General features: G+C 36.1%; 20 protein-coding genes. 7 read left to right on the plus strand and 13 right to left on the minus strand.

The window, feature by feature from the left end; genetic code table 11:
• Positions 1 to 20: 20 nt before the first annotated feature.
• Positions 21 to 1604 (minus strand): lysine--tRNA ligase, encoded by a 1584-nt coding sequence (gene lysS / locus ABX784_RS04305; RefSeq protein WP_372653008.1) that lies wholly within the window; start codon positions 1602 to 1604, stop codon positions 21 to 23.
• 174 nt (positions 1605 to 1778) lie between these two features.
• On the opposite strand from lysS, the gene ABX784_RS04310 reads away from it, so the two are divergent.
• The gene (locus tag ABX784_RS04310; protein WP_372653010.1) at positions 1779 to 1994 is read left to right on the plus strand and encodes a hypothetical protein; all 216 of its coding nucleotides are present in this window, start codon (positions 1779 to 1781) and stop codon (positions 1992 to 1994) included.
• Here ABX784_RS04310 and ABX784_RS04315 read toward each other — a convergent pair.
• Positions 1978 to 4512 carry a hypothetical protein gene (locus ABX784_RS04315; protein ID WP_372653013.1) on the minus strand — a complete coding sequence of 845 codons (2535 nt, stop codon included), beginning with the start codon at positions 4510 to 4512 and terminating at the stop codon, positions 1978 to 1980. The genes ABX784_RS04310 and ABX784_RS04315 overlap by 17 nt on opposite strands.
• 138 nt (positions 4513 to 4650) lie before the next feature.
• Between ABX784_RS04315 and ABX784_RS04320 the strand changes: the two genes are divergently transcribed.
• Together ABX784_RS04320 and ABX784_RS04325 are read left to right on the plus strand one after the other, a co-directional pair.
• A complete protein-coding gene (locus ABX784_RS04320) occupies positions 4651 to 7914 on the plus strand; it encodes a DUF3011 domain-containing protein (RefSeq protein WP_372653015.1) in 3264 nt (1087 codons plus the stop codon).
• A gap of 74 nt (positions 7915 to 7988) precedes the next feature.
• Positions 7989 to 9140, plus strand: coding sequence for a methionine aminotransferase (locus tag ABX784_RS04325; protein ID WP_372653017.1), 1152 nt, complete (start codon positions 7989 to 7991; stop codon positions 9138 to 9140).
• Here the strand turns inward: ABX784_RS04325 and ABX784_RS04330 are convergent.
• From ABX784_RS04330 to ABX784_RS04355, 6 genes are all read right to left on the minus strand, one after another.
• Positions 9137 to 9856 carry an ABC transporter ATP-binding protein gene (locus ABX784_RS04330; RefSeq protein WP_372653019.1) on the minus strand — a complete coding sequence of 240 codons (720 nt, stop codon included), beginning with the start codon at positions 9854 to 9856 and terminating at the stop codon, positions 9137 to 9139. The two genes, ABX784_RS04325 and ABX784_RS04330, sit on opposite strands and share 4 nt — an antisense overlap.
• Positions 9857 to 9865: 9 nt before the next feature.
• Positions 9866 to 10603 (minus strand): ABC transporter ATP-binding protein, encoded by a 738-nt coding sequence (locus tag ABX784_RS04335; RefSeq protein ID WP_372653059.1) that lies wholly within the window; start codon positions 10601 to 10603, stop codon positions 9866 to 9868.
• Between the two features lie 32 nt (positions 10604 to 10635).
• Positions 10636 to 11517 carry a branched-chain amino acid ABC transporter permease gene (locus tag ABX784_RS04340; RefSeq protein ID WP_372653021.1) on the minus strand — a complete coding sequence of 294 codons (882 nt, stop codon included), beginning with the start codon at positions 11515 to 11517 and terminating at the stop codon, positions 10636 to 10638.
• Positions 11517 to 12416 (minus strand): branched-chain amino acid ABC transporter permease, encoded by a 900-nt coding sequence (locus tag ABX784_RS04345; protein ID WP_372653023.1) that lies wholly within the window; start codon positions 12414 to 12416, stop codon positions 11517 to 11519. Before ABX784_RS04345 ends, ABX784_RS04340 begins: the two co-directional genes overlap by 1 nt.
• Positions 12417 to 12477: 61 nt before the next feature.
• A complete protein-coding gene (locus tag ABX784_RS04350) occupies positions 12478 to 13614 on the minus strand; it encodes an ABC transporter substrate-binding protein (RefSeq protein WP_372653025.1) in 1137 nt (378 codons plus the stop codon).
• Between the two features lie 103 nt (positions 13615 to 13717).
• A complete protein-coding gene (locus tag ABX784_RS04355; RefSeq protein WP_372653028.1) occupies positions 13718 to 14890 on the minus strand; it encodes an exo-beta-N-acetylmuramidase NamZ domain-containing protein in 1173 nt (390 codons plus the stop codon).
• A gap of 155 nt (positions 14891 to 15045) precedes the next feature.
• On the opposite strand from ABX784_RS04355, the gene ABX784_RS04360 reads away from it, so the two are divergent.
• Together ABX784_RS04360 and ABX784_RS04365 are read left to right on the plus strand one after the other, a co-directional pair.
• Complete coding sequence (locus tag ABX784_RS04360) at positions 15046 to 15840, plus strand: thymidylate synthase (RefSeq protein WP_372653030.1); 795 nt, start codon at positions 15046 to 15048, stop codon at positions 15838 to 15840.
• A complete protein-coding gene (locus ABX784_RS04365; RefSeq protein ID WP_372653036.1) occupies positions 15840 to 16331 on the plus strand; it encodes a dihydrofolate reductase in 492 nt (163 codons plus the stop codon). Before ABX784_RS04360 ends, ABX784_RS04365 begins: the two co-directional genes overlap by 1 nt.
• Here ABX784_RS04365 and ABX784_RS04370 read toward each other — a convergent pair.
• Positions 16321 to 16896 (minus strand): nucleoside triphosphate pyrophosphatase, encoded by a 576-nt coding sequence (locus ABX784_RS04370; protein WP_372653038.1) that lies wholly within the window; start codon positions 16894 to 16896, stop codon positions 16321 to 16323. The genes ABX784_RS04365 and ABX784_RS04370 overlap by 11 nt on opposite strands.
• Before the next feature lie 67 nt (positions 16897 to 16963).
• Between ABX784_RS04370 and ABX784_RS04375 the strand changes: the two genes are divergently transcribed.
• Positions 16964 to 17131 (plus strand): hypothetical protein, encoded by a 168-nt coding sequence (locus tag ABX784_RS04375; RefSeq protein WP_372653041.1) that lies wholly within the window; start codon positions 16964 to 16966, stop codon positions 17129 to 17131.
• A 5-nt stretch (positions 17132 to 17136) separates the two neighbouring features.
• Here ABX784_RS04375 and ABX784_RS04380 read toward each other — a convergent pair whose 3' ends face one another.
• A complete protein-coding gene (locus tag ABX784_RS04380) occupies positions 17137 to 17586 on the minus strand; it encodes a hypothetical protein (protein ID WP_372653044.1) in 450 nt (149 codons plus the stop codon).
• Between the two features lie 116 nt (positions 17587 to 17702).
• On the opposite strand from ABX784_RS04380, the gene ABX784_RS04385 reads away from it, so the two are divergent.
• Complete coding sequence (locus ABX784_RS04385; RefSeq protein ID WP_372653047.1) at positions 17703 to 18296, plus strand: FecR domain-containing protein; 594 nt, start codon at positions 17703 to 17705, stop codon at positions 18294 to 18296.
• Positions 18297 to 18647: 351 nt separating this feature from the next.
• Here the strand turns inward: ABX784_RS04385 and ABX784_RS04390 are convergent, their stop codons facing one another.
• The 3 genes from ABX784_RS04390 to ABX784_RS04400 form a co-directional block, all read right to left on the minus strand.
• A complete protein-coding gene (locus ABX784_RS04390; RefSeq protein ID WP_372653050.1) occupies positions 18648 to 21008 on the minus strand; it encodes a ribonucleoside-diphosphate reductase subunit alpha in 2361 nt (786 codons plus the stop codon).
• A gap of 2 nt (positions 21009 to 21010) precedes the next feature.
• Positions 21011 to 21979, minus strand: coding sequence for a ribonucleotide-diphosphate reductase subunit beta (locus ABX784_RS04395; protein ID WP_372653053.1), 969 nt, complete (start codon positions 21977 to 21979; stop codon positions 21011 to 21013).
• Between the two features lie 523 nt (positions 21980 to 22502).
• Positions 22503 to 23471, minus strand: coding sequence for a CNNM domain-containing protein (locus tag ABX784_RS04400; RefSeq protein ID WP_372653057.1), 969 nt, complete (start codon positions 23469 to 23471; stop codon positions 22503 to 22505).
• Positions 23472 to 23583: the final 112 nt, after the last annotated feature.

Here is a 23583-nt window from a genome sequence, read left to right on the forward strand (position 1 = left end):
GCAACAAGCTCCCCTTTATTTTATTTAAAAAGCTTTAACACTCTTTCTTTACCAATTGTTCTAATAAACCCTGCTAGCTTTGGACCCTTCTCCTTAGAGATAAGTCTGTCATACATCACTGGGAATACGTCGTTTGGCTCAACTTCTACAGCATGGATGATTTCATACATCTTCTCATGAAGCTCTTTGTCGGTAGTAATTGTATCCCAATCATTTGAGATAAATTCTGAAAATTTAGCAAGGAATTCAGTTTGCTTTTCACCACATTGAGTATCTGTAGCTTCAGAGTTAATTTTAAATTTAAACTCTTCTGGAGCGTAGTTCTCTAACCAGTGAAGTGCACAATTACTTCTCTCGTTAAACCTTCTTTCATCTCTTTCGTTTTTTAGATCCTTAGCGTAGTAGTTCTTTGCTTGATCAATATTTCCATCGTTAATTTGAAGAACGTTACAAAGATGTCTAAATGATGGCTGGAATGGACACTCTTTAGGAGCGTCACCAATCTGAGAAAGTTCATAAACTCTCTTGGCCATATTTACTTTTTTCTCGTTACCTGTTTCAACACCAAAAGCAAGTCTCTCTTGTCTGTCAAAGTCTTCATAGATCTTAAGAACATCTAAATCAAAACTAACAGCGAAATCAACATTTGATTTATAGCTAGCAAAGATCCATCTAACCATTTCTGGTTCATATACTTTAAGAACATCTCTTACAGTAATTAGGTTACCTTTTGAAGATGACATTTTACCGCCAGCACCCTTGATAGAAACAAAGTCGTATTGAAGATAAACTGGTGCTTCTCCACCGTATAACTTAACAATTTCTTTTGCCGTTGTATAAGATCCACCTTGTGAAGAGTGGTCCTTTCCACCTGGCTCAAAATCAACGTTTTCATAAACCCATCTCATTGGCCAATCTACACGCCATGGAAGTTTTACTTTATCTGTTGTTTCAAGATCAATTGTCCCCGTGTAGTCGTGAACTTTATGCTTGTAAGTAATTGTGTTATTTCCATCCCAGTCAATGATCTCTGTCTCATCTGTTTGGTACTTTTCACAGTAAACAGAAATAGGGAAATATTCATCTCCATAAGGAGTTGATCTATATTCATTTAAAATAGCAGCGATATCACCTTTCATCTCAAGTGCTTTTTTGATTTGAGACTTATAATCTCCTGCTCTATATTTCTTGGCCTGATAGATTGGTTGTACTTCAACACCAACACTTTCAAGTTGAGACTCAAAGCTCTGCTCATGATGAGCAGCATATGATTCTGCTTCCTCGTAAGGATCTGGAGTGTCTACTATTGGTCTAAATAGGTATTCTTTAAGCTCTTCTTGTTTAGGAAGATTTAGTGGAACCTTTCTGAAAGTGTCATAATCATCCCAACTAAAGATAAATCTTACTTTCTTCCCACGATCTCTAAGCGCTCTTGCTACAAAGTCTACTGTTATAACCTCACGAAAGTTACCAAAGTGAACAACTCCTGAAGGTGTAATACCACTTGCAACAGTATATTCTTCCTTATCGCCTCTTTGTCTGATAATTCTATCTGCCGTAAAATCGGCCCAGTGAATAAGTTTCTTTTGATTATCATCACTCATTGCGTAATTTCCTCATTTTTTATATTTTCATTCATTGACATTGGTCAAAACATTACCATCTTACATACAAGGCGAAAAGATACTAATTACTGTAAATCACGTACTTTAGTGAATTATTTCAAGACAATTTGACTAATTAGTTGCTGCGTTGTTTAAATAACTTAAAGGAAATATATGTTTATTCAATTCATACTTAAATTAATCTTCTTTTACTTTCTCTACACATTTATGAGATCGCTCCTTCGTGGCTACTTAAGCAAGAAGGCCACAGCTAATGGAGCTTATCAAAATAATAACCGTAGTAATCATGAGGAGAGTCGCAGAAGGCAGCAGGCACCTTCTGGGGACATTTTTGAAGCCGAATACAAGGTTGTTAAAGAAGAAAGTTAGCAGGTAGCTCAGACTCTATTCTGGCCACTGGTGTTATCCTCTCATGAGATATTAGATCTAGTATTAATTTATTCCCTCGAAGCCTTAGAAACCATTGCTCAATACCTATAGAAGGTGAGTGATGGTTTAAGATTTCTCCGTTATCATTATAAAAAAGTGCATATGTTTCAACTGAACTCCTTGGATCGTCAGAGTAGTAGGAACTTAAGTCAAAAGGATTAATCCCAATCAGTTTGTATATTCCTTTCACTTTGTCTGTCGCCCAAGGCCTAAATTCGCTTTTAAATACTCTCTTACTTGAGCTTTCTCTTAGTTTACTAAGATCAATATTTCCAAGTTTTAAGTTGAAGTTTTTATTTCCTGATAATCGAATATTTAATAAATTATCTTTTTTCGAAATATGCATTTTTTTAAAGCTATAAGCATTTTTGAAATCAAAGTTCACACGTACTTTGTCATTCTTTAGTAGAGATAGATCATGTGCTGTCGTTTCTTGAGGGTTAGATTCTCTATTTTGTCCTGTATAAACACCATCAACTTCAAACATTGAAAGGTGTACTTGATAGTCGAGAAGATCTTTATAATGAAAAAAGTTAATAGGAGCAAATGAGCAAGTTTTAGATTTCCAATACTTCAGACTATTTGTGTCGTAGAGAGGTTTTGGTGGATAGAAATGTTTTGGAGGCGACTGTTTGGCCTGCTCTTCGTTACATGGAGTTTTAACATACACTAGTGGCGTTTTGATTTTATTGTAACCTGACTTCATTCTTGTTTCGACAGGGAATTGATCATAATGAATTCTTCCCATTTCATACTTAAAATTTACTTCTTTTTCAGTTTCTGAGGTTTTCGCTAGATCACTTTCTATATCTGTAATTGAACATTCCTCAGTTGCTTTATCAAAGTCATTTATTGCATACCATCTATAGTCACTTTCAAAATACTTTGACCACAACGATACTAGTTTATTTTTTATACCAGGAGAGTAATTTATATCTTTGTATATTCTTTGGTAAAAAGAAGAGTTTCTACTCTCAACTCCTAAATCAAAAAAAGAGTTCTCTGTTTTAGTCATTTTCTTATAGATTTGATCCATAATTGGCATTGGTAATTGAAAGTAAGTCTTCATAATTCCAGGCCATTCAAATTCAATACTTCCTGGGCCACGGCAGTTGTTAGTGATAATGATTTCTTTAAGTGGGTATTTCTTATGCTCTCTTTCATAGAGGATAAGTTCATCATTAATTGGTAGTGATTCAGAACGAGTGAAGACAAATGATTTTCTTTCGTACTCGTTAAAGTACTTCATTACTCTTTCTGTACAGCTCGATAAGTTCTTATTAAAAGACTTCCAGTATATATTTTTAAACTTAAAGGGCCCTACTTCTATTTGCGAGTCATCTTTGTCGTTATAAAAATAAAAATAGTAATTATCATTTTCTTTGTTTAAAGACACTCTAGATAATACAGCCATGTCTAGATACTTATTTGGTTTAAAGGCATCTCTGTCATCAGCAAACTTTGTCGTGTCGATTGGAATATCTATTACCTCTAAACCAACTCTATGTTCTTTACTAAAAATTCTTCTTATTTTGGATTTGGTATTGAAAGATATTTTTTCTTTGAGAATTTCTTTTAGATTGTTGATTTTTTTAACTCTAGTGTCTTTAGATAACTTCTCAAGGTTTACTGAAGAGTGAATAAGCCTTTTTGCTAGATGAATATCACTAAAGAATTCTATATTCTTTTTGATTTGATTTTCATCATTATCTTTACTTAAGAAAGAATCTATTAAAATTTGCTGAATACTCGCTTTTAAAGGCAACAAGCTCTTTGGCCATAAGTTAGGTGATTTTGTAAGGTCTTTTGCCAGTCCAAAAGACTTAACTTTTTGATTATTATTTTCAAACCTCTTACAGCTAATTGTATTTTTTAGAAAAGCACTATTTAAGCTCTGTATTATTCGCGTGAGTAGTGAGTACTTATCATTATATTCAATATAATAATTAGCGCTTGTAATTGCTCTTATATTTTTAGGGAGTCTCCATGTTCTATGAATAGGTAATCTTGGATCAATTGTTTCAACGGATATCTTTGGATAGGAGACTTTCGTTTTATCATTTATTAAAAGAATTGGTGAGAACTCTAGTTTTGAAAGATCATCTTCTGTTAAATATCGTAATTTATATGTGTAAGACTCTAGATCTAGATTCTTTTTTAGTTCAGTGAGGTTAATAGAGTAATTTCCCTCTCCCTCGTTCCACTTCCAAACACCATTTTTGTATTCGTAGAAAGATTGTGAGTCACTTGAGGTAAAATGAGTAAAGTTACCTGGTGTTGAGACTGTAATCTCCTGATTCTTATGAAAAGAGTTAATAACACCGTTCTTTACTTGAGTATTTTCACAGACAAATCGAATGCTATCTTGGGAGGCCAAAATATTGTGAGAAAGGAGACTAAGTAGAAAACAGCTAATGCCCACTTTTAAAGACAGTTGTATCACGTTAATTTTTTTCATTTAGTTAGTCTAACTTGTTGTTAATATTATAGTAATACGGAAAAATCTATCCGTATTTTATAAGGCGTTCCAACAAATTTAATCTAATGTTAAAATTTAACTATATTTTAATACTTTAATGCCTTTTAGGTGGATTTTATGAAAAAGCATCTTCTTTTATTTATGGTTTTCTTTACTGCAATATCTAGTTTTGCTCAGGACTCTAGTGGAGCTATTGATCCATTAGATAACTATATTGATCCTGCAACTAATATTGACTACAAAACTCAGCTCTCAAAGTTAAATGGCGATCAGACACAAGTGCTGCTAGAGCGATGTGTTATGTTCACTATTCAAAATGAGATGGGGCAAAGTGGAGAAGACTCTATGAGTCCTTCTGAGATTGAGTCTTATGAGAACCTCATAGAAACAAAGTGTAAATGTATTCAAGATGGATATACTTGGGAAAAAGAATCAAACGTAAAGGGTCAGTGTAACAATGCTGCTCCTGCTGAGAAAGACTTACTTCTTTATACAATGGATCAGTGTGTAGATAGACTTAAGCTTTCAGATAGTAGCTGTAAGACAAATATGACTGACTCATGTGTTAATGATTTTAGATATCAGTGTTATCAGTATATGACTCAACCACATGAGTTCTCTGAAAAATCTAATCCTATACTAAATAGCTGTGACTATGATGACCAAACAAAGAATATTAAATTAGAGTGTAGATCATATTGTTATATCAGAAATGAGTGTGATGTTACTCAAGACGATTTCAAAAATAGAAAAATTGGAAATGTTTATCTTTTAAAGAAGAAGTCTAGATCATCATGTGTCAAAGGAAGTACTTACGGTATCAACGATGATAATACTATCTGGGTATCAAATTCATGTCATGGTGAGTTTGCTATTCAATATAAAGATCCTAAGTGTGGATTTAGACCTACTTGTGTTCCAAAACCGCATTTAACAGATTATATCGCTGAGAGTGGTACTCAAAAGGTAAGTGTCGTTTGTAATGGTGAAGAGAATGAGAGTGGTGGAAAACAATTTTGTAAAGTTTCTGCAGTTAAAGTTGATAAGTCTGGAAAACTAACTGATGAACCAGACCCTCAAAAAGAAGTTTCATATGTTAAAGACCTCAAGCTTATAAATAAGATTGGACCTGCGAAGTGTAACCCTGGTGGAAATGCAAGTGCGATTGATTACAGCCCAAGAAACAAAGGTCTTGACGGTGGATGGGGGATTGAGACTCAAAACTTTTGTCATGCTAAATTTGAAGTCTCTATAAATTGGAAGAGAAAGCTTTGTACTCTTGCGGGGCAAACAACTAGTTCAAAAGATACTTGCTGTAATGGCCTATATTACGATCCAAAAGATAAGACATGTAATGTTCCTCCTTTTGATCCACCTGCTTTAGATGATGAAACTAAGCTTGCTAATATGGCACAAGGAATTAGATCAGGTGCAAGTTGTAACCCAACTATTCCAGATGAAGTAAATACTTTAATGGATAAGTACTTCTTTGAGCTAGGAAATTACGAAAACCTATTTACTCTTGTAGATGGTAAGAGTGATGCTGTAAGTTCAATTGAAGTTGTTACAGAAGATGATGAAAATTCTGAAGGTTCTAGCGCAAGTGCTCTTGAGCCGAGACCTTCAACATACGATTTAACTAAAATTCTACACGACACTGTTGTTAGATATCGTACTGAATATAAAGAAGCTTATGCTCAGTTCAAAACGGCAGAAGATTTCACTGCTGGTGAATATAAGGCCTATATAGCTTATTTACAAAAAGTAGATAAGAAAGAAAATACTCCTGAAGATGATAAGGGCGTGGAAAAGAATATGTTCCTAGGCTTAGATATTCAATCAGCTGCTTTTAAGAATCAAAGGCTAACAAAGAATTTTCAGATTGCTTATATAAAAACAATCAAAGATATGACGGCACAATATGAAGTCGATCTTAGTGATGCTGCCCATGCTGGTCAAAATGCTGTATGGTACTGTGCTCACAATGAAAACTGTTCTGAAAATAACTGGCTTGTAAGAGATATTAAAAAAGATGAAGTCATCGATTTCCTACATGACCCAGCTTACCCTTACAAAGCTTTAACTATTAGAGGAAAGATGCTTCCTAAATTAGCTAAGGTTAATAAGCTACTTATAGAGAATAGTACATATCGTAATTTTGAGAGTAAGGGTGAAGATAAAGGTTTAGATAAACTTGGTGTCTTCTCTAAATACTTTGACTACAGAACTGGGCAAGAGTCCATAAACCCTCTTGTTAAGTCAGAAGCTAAAGATGGGCAAACTAGCCAGGAAGAATATTATAAGACACTAGAGCTTTTTAGAAAGTATTCTCATGAAGTACCATTGAGAGAGAATAGTCTTATTACTAACGATGACTATCTTACAAAATCTAGAGAAGGTGCCCTTGCTGGTGGACTTCCTCAGTACTGTGAAAAACAAGATGATTATGAAGTTAGAGTTCCAATTGGTAAGGCAATAGAGCCTCTAAGAATGCTACAAGTTACAGGCGTTGCAAAGGCGTACTTTGATTTAGTTGCTTCTGTTTATGAGAAGAATGAAGGTTGTTTGGTTGATGTTGATGCTAATCATGATAAGAACGTAGCAGATCTAGATGTTAACTTAGGACTTGAGTCGAGATTAATTGGTAACTCAAATACTAATAGTGACGTTGAGGGAGAAGCCGCTGGGTTTATTAAAAATGTTAGTGGATCACTACTAGGAGTTATGTCTAGTAAGTATGGAACGGCTTCTTCTGGTTCATTTATGGATAACCTGTTTGGGAATGACTCTAGTAACTCTGGAGCAAGTTTAAATGATTCTAATTCTGGAAGTACTTTAAGTGCTGTAAAAAAAGCAGAGGCGGAAAGAGTTTCTAAGCTGATTGATAATAGAATTAAATATAAGAAAGATACAGCTCTTGCTGATTACAAAGCATCACTTGATAGCGCCTTTGGAGATCAGCTTAAGAATAAAGCAAATGCTTTCGCTTCTTATTCTCCAAGTACTAGTGGTAAGAGTGGGCTGAGTACTTCTAGTGGTGTTAATTCTGCGCTAGGTAAGTCTTCTAGAGATAGTGATGAGAAGAAGAATCCAAACTCTGGTATCAACTGGGGATCTGGTTCGGGATCTTCAGGAAGTAGCTACGGAGGATATAATAACTCAGGAAGTTCTAGTTCTAACTATGGGTCTGGTTCAAACTCTGGTAGCTCTTCGGGATCGGGATATAGTTCAGGTTACGGGTCTGGAAATAATGAAATTCTAGATAATATTGATGATCAGAAGTATGAGCCAAATGAGACAGATAGTTTATTTGATAGGGTGACTAAACGATATATTAAATCGGCCTACCCTGTACTCCTAGAAAAAAAGAAAAAAGAATAATCACTTGGCCCTCTAATTGAGGGCCTTTTTATTGAGATATTTGCACTTAGGGTTTTATTCATTATAATCTATGGATGATAAAATTTAATTCTAAACTCCCAAATGTTGGTCAAACAATCTTTACTACTATTACAGCTAAAGCTAATGCTCTAGGAGCACTAAATCTAGGCCAGGGCTTTCCTGACTTTGATGGAGATAGCTTCTTAAAGGATAGAATCTGTCATTACATTGAGGAAGGTTTTAATCAATACGCACCTATGACTGGAGTGCCTGAATTAAGAAATAGTATCGCTAGCTACTTCAATAAGAAATATAAACATGTCATCAATGCTGACACAGAGATTACAATTACTTCTGGAGCAACAGAAGCTCTCACTGCAAGTATATTGGCCTTCGTAAGTAAAGGTGATGAGGTGATCGTTTTTGATCCTTGCTATGATAGTTATGTGCCAGCGATTGAGCTTGCTGGTGGAAGTGCTAAGAGATTAAACTTAGTAGGGGATGGGTTTTCTCTTCCATTTTCAAAAATCAAAGAAACTATTTCTGATAAGACAAGAATGATCATTATCAATTCTCCACATAACCCCACAGGGACAAGACTTAAGAAATCTGATTGGATCGAATTAAGTAAGATGGTTGATGATAAGAATATTATCTTACTCAGTGATGAAGTCTATGAGGGAATTTGCTTTGATGAGGAATACCACTTTAACCCTAGGAGTTTGTCTTCTCTAGAAGAGAGATTAATTAGTGTCTATAGTTTTGGAAAATCATGTCATATGACTGGTTGGAAAGTAGGCTATTTAATTGCCAAACCTAGTCTTACCCTAGAGGTTAGAAAACTACATCAATACATAACTTTTTCTACTTTTACAGCAGCTCAGATGGCCCTTGCCGACTTTTTGAGTGAAAAGATGGAGACATTTCTATCTCTTGGGGACTTCTATAAAGAAAAGAGAGATTTCCTTGTCAATGGTCTAAAAGAGTCAAGGTTTAAAGTTATAAACCCTAGTAGTACTTATTTTTGTCTCCTAGACTATAGTAATATTTCAAAACTTAGTGATGTAGATTTTTGTCTTAAGCTTATTGAAGAACATGGAATTGCTACAATTCCAATTTCTGGCTTCTATGAAAATGCGCCTGAGGATCAAAAAATTGTAAGGGTTTGTTTTGCAAAAGATCAAGAGACCCTAGCTAGGGCCCTTGATATTTTAAATGCTATCTAGTGACCTAGATAAGCTTTTTGTATTTCTTCATTTGTTATTAGCTCACTAGCTGGACCTTCCATAAAGATTTCTCCAGTTGCAAGTACATAGCCTCTGTCAGCAATTTTTAATGATGCATATGCATTTTGTTCAACTAAGAGAATTGTCATTCCATGCTTGTTTAGATCAACAATTGCATCAAAAATAGCTTGTACAAGAATTGGTGCTATTCCAAGAGACGGCTCATCTAAAAGTAGAAGGTCTGGAGCTGACATATAGGCACGTGCTATCGCAAGCATTTGCTGTTCTCCACCTGAAAGCGTACCAGCAAGCTGTGTGGATCTCTCTTTTAGTTTAGGAAAGAGATTATACATATACTCATAGTCAGCTTCTATTTTTTCAGTATCTCTTCTAAGGAAAGCACCCATTTCTAAGTTTTCCTTAACTGTAAGGTCTGGGAATACCATTCTACCTTCTGGAGAGTGAGCAACACCAAGGCCTACAATTTTATTGGCCTTTACACCATCAATTCTATTTCCACGGTAGAGTATCTCTCCCTTGCTTGGAGTGAGTAGACCCGATATTGTATGTAAGCTTGTTGTCTTTCCTGCTCCGTTTGAACCAAGGATAGTTACAATTTCACCTTTATATACTTTTAAGTTTATTCCATGTATTGCATGAATTGCACCGTAGTGAACATGCATATCATTTACTTCTAGTAGTATTTCTTTACTCATTTTTTACCCTTATGCTTGATCTGTTCCGAGGTAGGCCTCAATAACTTTTGGATTGTTTTGGATATCTTTTGGTTCACCTTGAGCAATAAGCTCTCCATGATCTACAACGTATATCTCTTCACAAACGTCCATTACAAGTCTCATATCATGTTCAATTAGAAGAATTGCTATTTGAAACTTATCTCTTACCCATCTAATGAGCTCAGTAAGTTCTTTTGTTTCATTTGGATTCATTCCAGCTGCTGGTTCGTCTAAGAGTAAAACATCTGGCTTCGTTGCTAAAGCTCTCGCTATCTCTAAGCGTCGCTGTTCACCATAAGGTAAGTTCTTTGCTAGAAGGTCTTGCTTGTCTTGTAGACCAAATATCTTCAAAAACTCAATAGACTCTTCTCTGATACGCTTCTCTTCACTATGGTATTTCTTAGTTCTAAAGATACTTGCAAATAATCCGTAATCAGCTCTAAAGTGACCGGCCAGGCGGATATTGTCTAAAACAGAAAGGTCTTTGAAGAGACGGATATTTTGAAATGTTCTAGCAATACCTTGTTGAGTAATAAAAGCAGGCCTTTCACCAGAAATATTCTTTCCATTTAAGTGAACTTCACCTTCTGTGGGTTCATAGATCCCAGTGATCATATTAAATATTGTAGTTTTACCAGCACCGTTAGGGCCAATAACACCAACTAAGTCAGACTTATTAATTGCAAGTTTGAAGTTATCTACTGCTGTTAGTCCACCAAAGCGCATTGTAATTGATTTAACTTCTAAAATAGGAGTACTCACGCTACTTCTCCTTTCTTTTTAAAGAATTTAAGTGGGTTGAATTCGTGTTTACCAAAAATTCCTCCAGGTCTAAGAAGCATTAGTGTAATAAGAAGAACTGAATAGATTACCATTCTCCACTCACTTATTGTTTCTCCCATTAGTCTAAGTACTTCAGGAAGAAGCGTTAGAATTATTGCACCAACTATAGAGCCTGTAATTGATCCTAGTCCTCCAAGGATAACCATTAGAAGAATAATTACTGACATCATAAATGTGAAACCATTAGGGTGTAAGAATTGAGTGTAGTGAGCATAGAGAGAACCCGCAGTTCCCGCAAAGCCTGCTCCTATTACAAATGCCATTGTCTTATATTTGAAAGTATAGATTCCCATTGAATCTGCAGCAATCTCATCCTCTCTAATACTAATTATCGCTCTACCATGAGTTCCTCTCATGATGTTTGCAATGATAATAATAGTAATTGCTACGAATAGGTATACCCAAAAGAAATTTGAAATTTTCGGTATTCCACTGAATCCTCTTGGTCCACCAATTGAGTCAGTATTCATAATGATAATTCGAATGATTTCCCCAAATCCAAGTGTAGCAATTGCTAAGTAGTCACCTCTAAGTCTAAGACAAGGTACACCTATAATTAGACCAGCTATTGAAGCGGCAATAAAGCCTATGAAGCAGCCAATGATAAGATTCACTTCTGGAGGTACTGGAAGTTGAGCATATACTGTAAAAGCCGCAGCAGAGTAAGCACCAACGGCCCAAAAACCTGCGTGACCCAAGCTAAACTGACCACATATTCCATTTATAAGGTTTAGCGAAACAGCTAATATAATATTTATTCCACTTAGGATCGTAAGGTGTAGTAGTAGTTCTAACATTACACTTTCTCCTTTCTGTTTTTACCAAGTATTCCAGCAGGCTTGACTAGTAAGATTAAAATAAGGATTAAGAAGGCGATACCGTCTCTATACGTAGATTCCCAGAAACCAACGACTAGATTCTCTGCTACACCAAGAGTTAGTCCACCAATTACTGCGCCAGGAATAATTCCAATTCCACCAAGAACTGCTGCAATGAATGCTTTTAGTCCAGGGATTAGTCCCATCATTGGCTCAACTGTACTGTAATACATACCAACTAAGACACCTGCAGCACCGGCCATAGAGGCACCTACGAAGAATGTGAAAGATATAATTTTATTTGTATCAATTCCCATTAACTCTGCTGCGTCGTGGTTATAACTAGTTGCTTTCATCGCTTTTCCTATTCTTGTTCTATTTACTAGCCACCATAGGAAAATCATTAATATAAAAGTTGTTACAAGAATAATGACCTGAATGTTTGAGATCATTATTTCTCCAAAGAACCACATCTTTTGCTCAATTGCTGTTGGAAATGCTTTTGAGTCTGCTCCAATTATTAATTGACCTGTGTATTGGAAAAATAGTGAGGTTCCAAGTGCTGTAATTAGTGCAGGGATTCTTCCCGCTGATCGTATTGGCCTATAGACAATTTTTTCTACAATAACTGCAACGACACCTGAACCAAGCATTGCTACTGGGAACGCCATATATAGTGGCATACCGCCCATTATACAGTAGTAACCGATGAAGCCACCGATCATATAGAACTCACCGTGCGCAAAATTAATTAATTTGATAATTCCATATACCATCGTATAGCCAAGAGCTATAAGGGCATAAATGCTTCCTTGGGTTAGACCGTTGATTAGGTACTGGCCAAGGTCCCAGAAAAAATACATTGTATCTTCACTCATAATAAACCTTTAAAAAATAAAAGGCCCAATCATTGGGCCCGTTGAAATAATGTAAATGTGATTAAGGATTAACTTTTGAATTAAAAATATTTCCAGCTGGAGTTGTTTCAAGAACAACTGCACTTTTCTTTGCGTTCCTATTTTTATCAATAGTAATTGATCCTGTTACACCAACAAAATCTTTTGTCGCTAGAATTGCTGCTTGAATATCTGTATTCTTTGTAGATTTTGCTCTAGATATAGCGTCTGCCATAACTAAAATACCATCGTATCCAAGTGCTGCCATCGCACCAGGGTTTTGACCATATTCTGCTTTGTATTCTTTAACAAAAGCTTGAACTTTTTCATCTTTATCATCTGGAGCAAAGTGAGAACTAATATAATTTCCACTTACGGCCTTACCTGCTAGTTTTTGAAGAGTAGGAGAGTCCCAACCATCTCCTCCAAGAAATGGCATATTCATTCCCATCTGACGTGCTTGTTTAAGGATAAGTCCAACTTCTGTATAGTAACCAGGTAAAAAGATTGCATCTGGCTTAGTTCTTTTAACCTTTCTAAGAAGTGATCTAAAGTCAGTATCTTTTTGAATATAAGCAAAGTCTTCATCTGAAACAAGTTTACCACCAAGTTCTTTAAATTTTGCTTTAAATACTTTTGAAAGACCTTTTGAGTAATCTGACGAGTTATCAATAATTACGGCCATCTTTCTCTTCTTAAGTGTTTCATAAGCAAACTTTGCCATCACAACACCTTGGAAAGCATCAGTGAAACAAGTTCTAGAAATGAAGTCACCAGTCATTGTTACTTTTTCATTAGTTGAAGCTGGTGTTAAAAGAGGTACTTTACTTGTTTGAGCTATTGGTGCTCCAGCAAGTGTATTTGAAGAGGCAACAGAGCCAATGATTGCATCAACATTGTCAGAAGTGATTAATTTAGTAACAGCATTTGCTGATTCTTGAGGCTCACTTTTATTATCTTCAACTTTTAAGTCTATTGAAACTTTTCCCTCTGCATTTATTTTCTTAAGGGCTAGCTTAATACCATTTACAGACTCTTGTCCGTAAGTTGCTACAGCTCCAGTCATTGGAAAAACTGCTCCAATTTTAACTTCACGCTTAGCGGCTAAACTTAAAGGTGCTAATGAAGCTGCAAGAGCACCAATTGTTAAGACTTTTTTTAATTGAGATTTGTTAATCACTTGTATCTCTCCCTGATATTGTTGTGTATGAATTTTATTGTCTTAAAAGTTTAGCAAAGCACTCTGATATGTAAAGGCATAATCTAAAGAGTTCGGTTAATAGTTAATAAAGAAGTGCGTTATCTCGCATGCTTTGATATGCGTCATAATCTTTACTTTCTAAACTTAGTAAATCCTCCAAACTCCCGTTGGACTCGAGCCATTCACGCACAGTACGTGTTCCATTTATAAGGTCGATAGCCAGCTTGTCGTACTCATATTCGTATGGTGCATCTTGCCATTCAAATTTATCTCCTAGGAAGTTCTTAAATTCTCTGCATAGAAGTTGTGAGACGCGCCATGGCCTAAACTTTTGCCAATCAAGTGGATGAATGTGTACGCCGCCACAAGTTGCGCCTCCGTGCTTTTGAAACATAGGGTGAAACGTAACAGGTCTAAAGATATATGAGTTATCTCTAGCTATTTTTGTATTTAGGTAATCTACAAATTCAAAAGGTTCAATGTCAGGATGTCCAACTACTTCTAAGCTTCTAGTGGTTCCACGGCCCTCTGAAAGTTTTGTTCCTTCAAATAGAACAGTTCCTACGAATGTTAATGTGCCTACTGGTGTTGGAAGGTTAGGTGATGGGTTAACCCATGGTAGTCCACATTCTGACCACATCATATTTCTTTTCCAGTTCAACATAGGAATAACTTCGTATTCAACATCTATGTTGAAGTTGTTTTTTGCAAAATGACCAACTTCTCCCATAGTCATCGCATGACGTTGTGGCATTGGGTATCTACCGACGAATGACTTATATTCATCCTCTAAGATAGTTCCCTCAATGATTTCACCACCAACTGGGTTTGGTCTATCGAGTACGACAACTTTTATTCCAAGTTTTGCACATTTTTCCATCGCTAGGGTAAGAGTCGAGATGTAGGTATATACTCTTGTTCCTACGTCTTGAAGATCAACAACTAAAGTGTCTACACCTTGAAGCATTTCGTCAGTAGGAATTCTTGTTTCTCCGTATAAGCTATGTACAGGAATTTTGAAGTAGGGGTGAATGAAGTCTTTTGTTTCAATCATATTATCTTGAACATCAGTTACAAAACCATGTTGAGGTCCAAATATTTTAATAAGTCTTTTTCCAATAAGGTTCTTTAGAATGAGAACACTGTGATTAAATGTCTTATCTACTGAAGCACTGTGGCATAGTAGGGCGATATTCCCTTTAAGTTTATTTAGATGCGTCTCGCTAGAGAGTTGTTCAATTCCATTTGTAACCATTTTATCTCCAATATATTAATAGAAAATGTTAACTAATATAAATATGTTTTTAAAGGATTATTTTACTGGAATGTGTCTAAAAAAAAGATGCTCTTTTTATGGCCAATAGACAGTCAATCTACGAAAATAGAAATATACACAGCAAGGGAGAGCACATGAAACAATACTTAGATTTAATGAGACACGTACGTGATAATGGCGTTGAAAAATCAGACAGAACTGGAACAGGAACCATTTCATGTTTTGGTCACCAGTCGCGCTATGATTTAAGTGAAGGCTTTCCTCTTGTGACAACAAAGAAGTGTCACCTACGTTCAATTATTCATGAACTTCTTTGGTTTTTAAAAGGCGACACCAATATCGCTTATCTTAAAGAGAATAAAGTCTCTATCTGGGATGAATGGGCGGATGAAGATGGTAATCTTGGTCCAGTTTATGGTGCTCAATGGAGAAAATGGATGAGACCTGATGGGACTCATGTTGATCAAATCTCTAACCTTGTTGAACAAATTAAAAACAACCCTGACTCAAGAAGACTCATTGTTTCAGCTTGGAACCCAGGTGTTGTTGATCAAATGGCACTTCCTCCATGTCATGCATTCTTTCAATTCTTTGTTGCGAATGGAAAGCTATCTTGTCAGCTCTATCAAAGATCAGCAGATATATTCCTAGGCGTACCTTTTAATATTGCTAGTTACGCTCTTCTTACAATGATGATGGCCCAGGTTACTGGGTTAGAGGCGGGAGAGTTTATTCATACACTAGGGGATGCTCACCTTTATTCTAACCACCTTGATCAGACTGAACTTCAATTAAGCAGAGAGCCTAGAGCTCTTCCAGAGATGAAGATTAATCCAGCGGTTAAGAATATATTCGAATTTAAGTTTGAAGACTTTGAATTAGTTGGTTACGAGCCTCACCCACATATTAAAGCTCCTGTGGCGGTTTAATGATTAATTACTACATCGTTGCAGGACTTGGAAATAATAGAGAGCTAGGGCTTAATAATGAACTTCTGTGGAGACTACCAGAAGATCTTAAAAACTTTAAAGCCCTAACAATTGGAAAGTCTATGATTATGGGTCGAAAGACTTTTGAATCAATAGGACGCCCACTTCCAAAAAGAGAAACTATTATTCTGACTAGAGATACAAGTTATAAGCAAGACGGTTGTGTTGTTTTTAATTCTGTTGAAGAAATTGAAAAGTATCTTCTCGACTCAGGTAAGTCTGAGGCTGCAGTTGTTGGCGGCGGAGAGGTGTATAAATTATATCTTTCTAAAGTCAAAAGAATGTATCTAAGTTTTGTAGACTTCGATGGTGAAGCCGACACTTTCTTTCCTGAAGTGGACTATTCTATATGGACTGAGGAGTCAGTGGTTGAGCATGCTGCTGGAGAGAAGACTCCAGCATGGAAGTTTGTTGAATATTCTAGAATATAGGAAAACCATTTTTCATTAAGATACTAGCAGTACTCATTAGTGGTAAACCAATGATTGCTGTATAGTCGCTACAGTTTATTTCTTCAAATAAAGCGATACCTTGATTCTCTAACATATAAGACCCACAGCAGTTTAGTGGGGATTCACTTTGAAGATAATTCTCTATTTGAGAAGATGTTAATTCTCTCATCTTCATTTTAGCGATGACTGTATTTGTTTCTATGTAACTTTCACTGAGATAAGTCGTCGATGTTATCAATTCGTGTGTACGCCCACTAAGCATTGAAAGTTGCTTTATAGCATTCTCAACGGTTTTGGGTTTACCAAGTATTTTTCCATCTATACTTAGGACCTGGTCACCACCAATGATGAAGTCACTTAAGAATTGTTTCTGTACGCTTTGAGCTTTTAACTTTGAGAGTGTTTCAGCTAATTCTTTTGGGTTTGAAATCGTTTTCTTATAAGCATCCTCGTCCACATCAGGGGCGTGTGATTTGAAGTTCTTAGTCAGCCTCTCTAATTGCTCCTTTCTGTAGGGAGATGTTGAAGCAAGTATGATTTCCATAGGTTAGCCTTTTATCTTGAGATTATCTTATTGGTATTTATGATATAATAAACTATTGGGGGGCAATATGGCAGAGGAAACTTTAGAAGTATTGATAACCGCTGTGTGGTTTTTAATTCCAATTGTTTTCACTATTGGTCTTATAAAACAGTCTCTTGGAGAGCAAGACGTTCATCCTGAGAATTATGACAACACAGAACTTGAGCAGCCAGACGATGAAGACCGTGCAGCCTAGGTTTGTTATCTACAGTTTTCTAATCTCTTTGTGGCCTGAAAAGACCAGTTCGCCTGCCAATTTCTTCCATTAGGATTTATTCTATAGCCACCAATAATTACTGTCTCATTTGGAGAGAGAATTGTTCTGCCACTTCTTAGAAATGTGTTTATTGTACTTTTAGAATTTCTTCCGTCGATAATAAAGCAATACGGTACTGTTGATAAGTTTGTCACTCTTTGAGCAACGGCCACTATTGAGTTTTTAAAACTTAACGTCTTTTCTTCAACTCTTATGGTTTGATACTCTAAACTTCCTAAAGTGATGTACTCTGTCCACTCATTGAAGTCAGTTGACTCTTCATAAAGCCATGGCGCAATATCTATTTGTGCACTCTCAAACTCTTGCCATGAAGCTTTCACTTCAAACGCCATAAGCATAATCGCAATTGTGCCTAAGTAGATTAAAATTCTCATTTTGCTTCTCTCTTTTTTTGTGTCTTATAATTGTTTCGCTTAGCGTGCCGATCGTCAACATTTGTTTATTCTTTTGTTTGAGCATATACTTATTAAAAAATATTTATGGAGACTTTATGAAGTTATTTATCTTATGCATTTTGTTTGTTTTTTCTAGCTTTAGTTTCGCAGTTCCAACAGCAAAAATTGTAAAGATAAGAGGCGAGGTTTCTCTTAATGGTGTTTCATTGAGTAAGGGAGATTCAATAAGCTCCAGTGGAATTTTAAAAACTAAAGCAAAGAGTTTTGTTAAATTACAAATTAAAGAGTGGAACAATAGTATTGTCCTAGGGCCTAATGGTGAATTAAATTTAGACCTCAGTGATAATGGTGAAAAAAGTGGAAAGCAATTTAACTTTATTAAAGGGAGAGTCCGCTGGCTGACTTCTGAGGGGAAAAAGTCCTCTGGAGTTATTCATACAAGACAGGCGAGTATCGGTGTTCGTGGAACTGATTACTTACTCATTGCAAACTCTCTGCTTGGTGAAACTGAAATTATAGTTTTTGATGGTAAAGTTCAATTTCAAAACTCAGTCGATATTAAGGATTCTAAAATAATTACAAAACATCAATGGGGTGGTCTTGGTGGCCGTTATGGAAATCAGATCGGTGAAGTTTTAGATCTTCCTATTAATGTTATAAATGCTTTCTCAAAACAGTTAAACTGGTAAGCTAGTCTTATCACAAGCTTTTAATTCTACTTACTATTCCTTGGTCAAGTTCAAGTGATGGAGTTTACCTGTCTTCTATGCGCCGTGGACCAGGTCTTTCTAGTTGGAAACTTTTATGTGACTAGGAAAGACTATTTCTTAAAATACTAAAAATAAAAAGGCCCAGCTATAAATAACTGGGCCTTCTACTTGTAACTTATTTCTTCCAGCTCGCAACTGGTTGAAAATCTCTTTCGTGTAGAGCATTCCTTCGCTTGTCTCTACGAGACCTCCATCATCTAAAAAAACACTTCCTTAGAGATAGAAACTGAACCCTAAGTTCATGGGTTCAGCCTTCATTACTATATGGATCTACGATCCACACATTACGCAATCATCTGGATTCTCAATAGAGCAAACCATTGCTGCTTGTGCATCTTCTTTGTTTGAAACTGCAGGAGTATCGTTCTTAACTGTGAACTGAACCGCATTTACAGCTGCTCTAGCTCTTAAGTAATACATACCTGTCTTAAGTCCCGACTTCCATGCGTAAAAGTGCATAGAACTTAGTTTTCCAAAGTTAGGCTCTTGCATGTGGATGTTTAGCGATTGACCTTGATCAATATATGGAGCACGTCCTGCTGACATATTGATTACTGTCTTTTGGCTAATTTCCCATACTGTCTTATATAGACCTTTAAGCTCTTCTGGAATTCTTTCAATTGCTTGAACTGAACCATTGTTAGCGATGATTTCATTTCTCATCTTATCATCCCATAGACCAACTCTGATAAGGTCGTTTACAAGATACTTATTAACAACTGCAAATTCACCTGAAAGAACACGTCTTACGTAGATGTTTGAAGTAATTGGCTCAAAACACTCATTGTTTCCAAGGATTTGAGAAGTAGATGCGGTAGGCATTGGAGCTACTAGTAAAGAGTTTCTTACTCCGTGCTCAGCAACTTCTTTCTTAAGCGCTGCCCAGTCCCAGTTCTTACCTGTAGGCTTAACTCCCCACATATCAAATTGGAATTGTCCTTTTGAAATTGGAGAGCCTTCATAAGTTTGGTAAGCACCGTCTTTTGCTGCTAAATCCTTCGAAGCCGTAAGGGCCGCGTAGTAAATAGTTTCAAAGATTTGGTTGTTTAACTCAAGAGCTTCAGCACTTTCAAAGTCATATCTCATCTTGAAGAATGCATCTGCAAGACCTTGAACACCAAGACCAATTGGTCTGTGTCTCATGTTAGAGTTTCTCGCTTCAATTACTGGGTAGTAGTTGATGTCGATAATTCTATTTAAGTTCTTTGTTGCAGTATAAACTACATCGTAAAGCTTTTTGTGATCGTAAGTTCTTGTTGCTTCATCAACAAACATATTTAGTGCAACAGAAGCTAGGTTACAAACGGCAACTTCGTCAGGAGCTGTGTATTCCATAATTTCTGTACAAAGGTTTGAAGACTTAATTGTACCAAGATTCTTTTGGTTTGATTTTTCGTTAATAGAATCTTTGTAAAGCATGTATGGAGAACCTGTTTCAATTTGTGATTCAAGTACTGCAAACCATAGGTCTTGTGCTCTAACAACTTTCTTAGCTTTTCCTTCTGCTTCATACTTAGTGTATAGAGCTTCAAATTCAGCACCGTAAGTTTCTGCCATACCTGGACATTCGTGTGGACAAAATAGTGACCACATTCCATCAGCTTCAACTCTTTTCATGAATAAGTCAGAAATCCATAGAGCGTAGAATAGATCTCTTGCTCTGTTTTCGTCCTTACCAGTGTTCTTTTTCATTTCTAGGAAATCAAAAATATCTGCATGCCATGGCTCAAGATAGATTGCAAATGCACCTTTTCTCTTTCCACCACCTTGGTCAACGTATCTTGCAGTATCGTTAAATACTTTAAGCATTGGAACGATTCCATTAGAAGTACCGTTAGTACCTTTAATGAACGAACCTTTCGCTCTAATATTGTGAATTGAAAGTCCAATTCCTCCTGCAGATTGAGAGATAAGCGCACTTTGCTTTAAAGTGTCGTAGATCCCATCAATACTGTCATCTTTCATTGTTAAAAGAAAACAACTAGAAAGCTGAGGCTTTGAAGTACCAGAGTTAAATAGTGTAGGTGATGCGTGAGTGAAGTATTTCTCACTCATTAAGTTATAAGTTCCAATTGCTGCTTCCATATCATTCATATGGATACCAACAGAAACTCTCATTAACATCTGACCTGGTCTCTCTGTGATTTTACCGTTCATTTTTAGTAGGTAAGATCTCTCTAGAGTTTTAAAACCAAAATAATCGTAGTTGAAATCTCTCTTATCATCTACAGCGTTATCAAGAAGTTCTGCGTTTGCCATAACTGTATCGAAAAGCTCTTTAGAAACTAGAGGAGCTTTTGAACCAGTTGCAGGGTCAACGAAGTTAAACATTTCTTTAATATTTTCTGAGAAACATCCACGTGTTTCTTTATGTAAGTTTGATACGGCAATTCTACCAGCTAGCTTTGAGTAGTCTGGGTGTTGAGTTGATAGGTAAGCAGCTGTTTCACCTGCTAGTTTATCTAACTCTGGAGTTGTAATACCGTCGAAGATCCCCTCGATTACTTTACTTGTAATAAGTGAAGGGTCTACGAATTGTTGATCTAAATCAAAAGCTAATCTTTCAATTCTTTCCGTGATCTTATCGAATTTGATAGGCTCTCTCTCGCCACTTCTTGTGATGACATACATTTCTAAAACTCCGCGTCTAATGTGAATGTGTTTTGAGTTCTGTCTCCTAGAACTCCAGATTTTTGGTATTCAGATACTCTTTTCTCGAAGAAGTTAGTTTTTCCTTCTAAAGAAATAAGCTCCATCCAATCAAATGGATTTTCAGTGTTGTAAGATTTCTCACAACCTAGTCTGCTAAGCCAGTAGTCAGCTACAAACTCGATGTAACGAGACATCATATCTGCATTCATTCCAATTAATGAAACTGGAATTGCTTCAGTAATAAATTCTTTTTCAATTTCTACTGCTTCAGTAATAATTTGAGTAATTGTCTCTTTGCTTAATTGCTCTTCTGGCGTAAGTAGCTCGTGTAAGTGACAAGCGAACTCACAGTGAAGTCCTTCGTCACGGCTAATGAACTCATTAGAAGTACAAAGACCTGGCATAAGGCCTCTTTTCTTTAACCAGTAAATAGAACAGAAAGATCCTGAGAAGAAGATACCTTCGATTGCTGCGAATGCGATAAGTCTCTCAGCAAATGATCTCTTAGATTGCATCCACTTCATTGCCCATGTTGCTTTCTTTTCAACAAATGGGAAGTGAGTTACAGCATGAAAAAGCTCATCTTTTTCTTTTGCGTCTTTTACATATGTATCAATAAGAAGAGAGTAAGTTTCAGAGTGAATGTTTTCCATTGCGATTTGGAAACCATAGAAACATCTAGCTTCTGGAATTTGAACATCGTTGTAGAAACGAAGTGCAAGGTTTTCATTAACAATACCATCACTAGCTGCAAAGAATGCTAGAATGTGCTTGATGAAGTGTTGCTCATCGTTGTTTAGCTTTTCCCAGTCAGTGATGTCAGACGCAAAGTCTAGCTCATCAGCAGTCCAGAATACGGCCATGTGATTTTTATACATCTCAAAAATTGAGTGATACTTCAGTGGAAATAGTACAAAACGGTCTTCGTTTGGTGCGAGAATAGGATCCACAATGCCTCCTTAATTGTGTATGCGGTTGTTACAAGTAGTTTCTATATGGGCCAAATTTCTTCAATCCCTATATATAGTGTTTTCATTAATTAAATATAGAAGCAAAAAACTGAGCGCATTGAACCCGAGAATTGACAGTGCCAATTTGAGTTAATTTGTCGAATATACCATTACCAAAGGGTGTGTGTGTCTTTGATTGTTGGATATTGTGTTTTATGTCCCTATTAAAAGATTAGCAATTTTGAGCAAATTATCAAGCTGTATTTTACAAATTATTGTGGTTTTTTTCGATATTTTCTAAAAAAACAACTAGACGAATTCAAAGCATCAGTAGCAGCCGAAGGGTTGGGCCGTGTCAAACCCCCTGCAGCAACGTACTTTTTTTTCTAAAACATTCTTACATTTTACATTGAAACAGTGCTTCTATACAATAAATATGGAATAACACGCCTTGTTGGCACAATATATAGTGAATAATTTATTGATATAGCCCTATATAGTGTGATTTCTGAGATTAGATTTACTAATCATCGGTCTCATCTTTGATATCTAGACCTAATATCTCTTCGATAATGTCTTCCAAAGTAACTATGCCGTAGAGCTCTCCACTATTAGCGTGTACACTAGCAATATGCTCTTTTCTCTCAATGAGTTTTCTAAATACATCTCTAATTTTTGTATCCTCAGAGACTTGAAGCATAGGTTTTAACAGATTCTTAAGCTCATTATTATCTTCTAAGGCAAGAGACTCTAGAACCTGTGAGCGCAGAATATATCCTCTTATGTCATATTCAAATTCACCATACACAGGTATTCGTGAGTACTTAGTATCTCTAAAAACTGTGACTAGAGACTTTGTGGGCGTAGTAAGAGGTAAGGTAAAGACTTCGCTCAAGTTTCTAGTAATGTCCTTAATAGGCTTCTTTGGAAATGAGAGCATACTCTTAAATGCATTGTACTCCTCAGGAAATATCGCACCATCCTTAACTCCTATTTCAGCTACAGCATGTATCTCAGCTCGTGTTAACTTATCTTCATCGTCACTATTTAATGATTTTGAAATAAACTGACTTAGTAGTACAAGCGGATATGTGAAGAAGATAAATGTAGGTAGGATAAACGTTACAAAGGGAATGAGTTTTTTCCAGTGCCTAGCACCAATAGATTTTGGGATAATTTCTGAAAATATGAGAATGGCAAAAGTAAGGAGTACTGAAAAGGCCGTAAGATAACTTTCTCCATAGAGCTTTTGTACTTGTGCTCCTGCTCCCGTTGCTCCAATAGTATGGGCAAAGGTGTTCAGACTTAAGATCGCGGCCAAGGGCCTTTCTATATTACTAAGAATTAATGTTATATTCTTATGGAGCCCTGGATCTTCTTCTTGTATTGAACCTAAGAAGCTTGGGGTTATGGATAAAACAACCGCCTCTAATATAGAACATAGAAAAGAGACAAATACACTGATAAAGATAAATGCAATTAATAATGTCATAGAACTCAGTATATCAAAATAACAGCAAGTTAAAAGTGTTGAAGTTGGTTTGTGTAAGTAAACTTAAGATGAGTTGGACAAGTCAGTAGAACTACTTTCTTTATTCAAAAAA

It is taken from the genome of Halobacteriovorax sp. (assembly GCF_041587335.1).
Lineage (GTDB): Bacteria > Bdellovibrionota > Bacteriovoracia > Bacteriovoracales > Bacteriovoracaceae > Halobacteriovorax.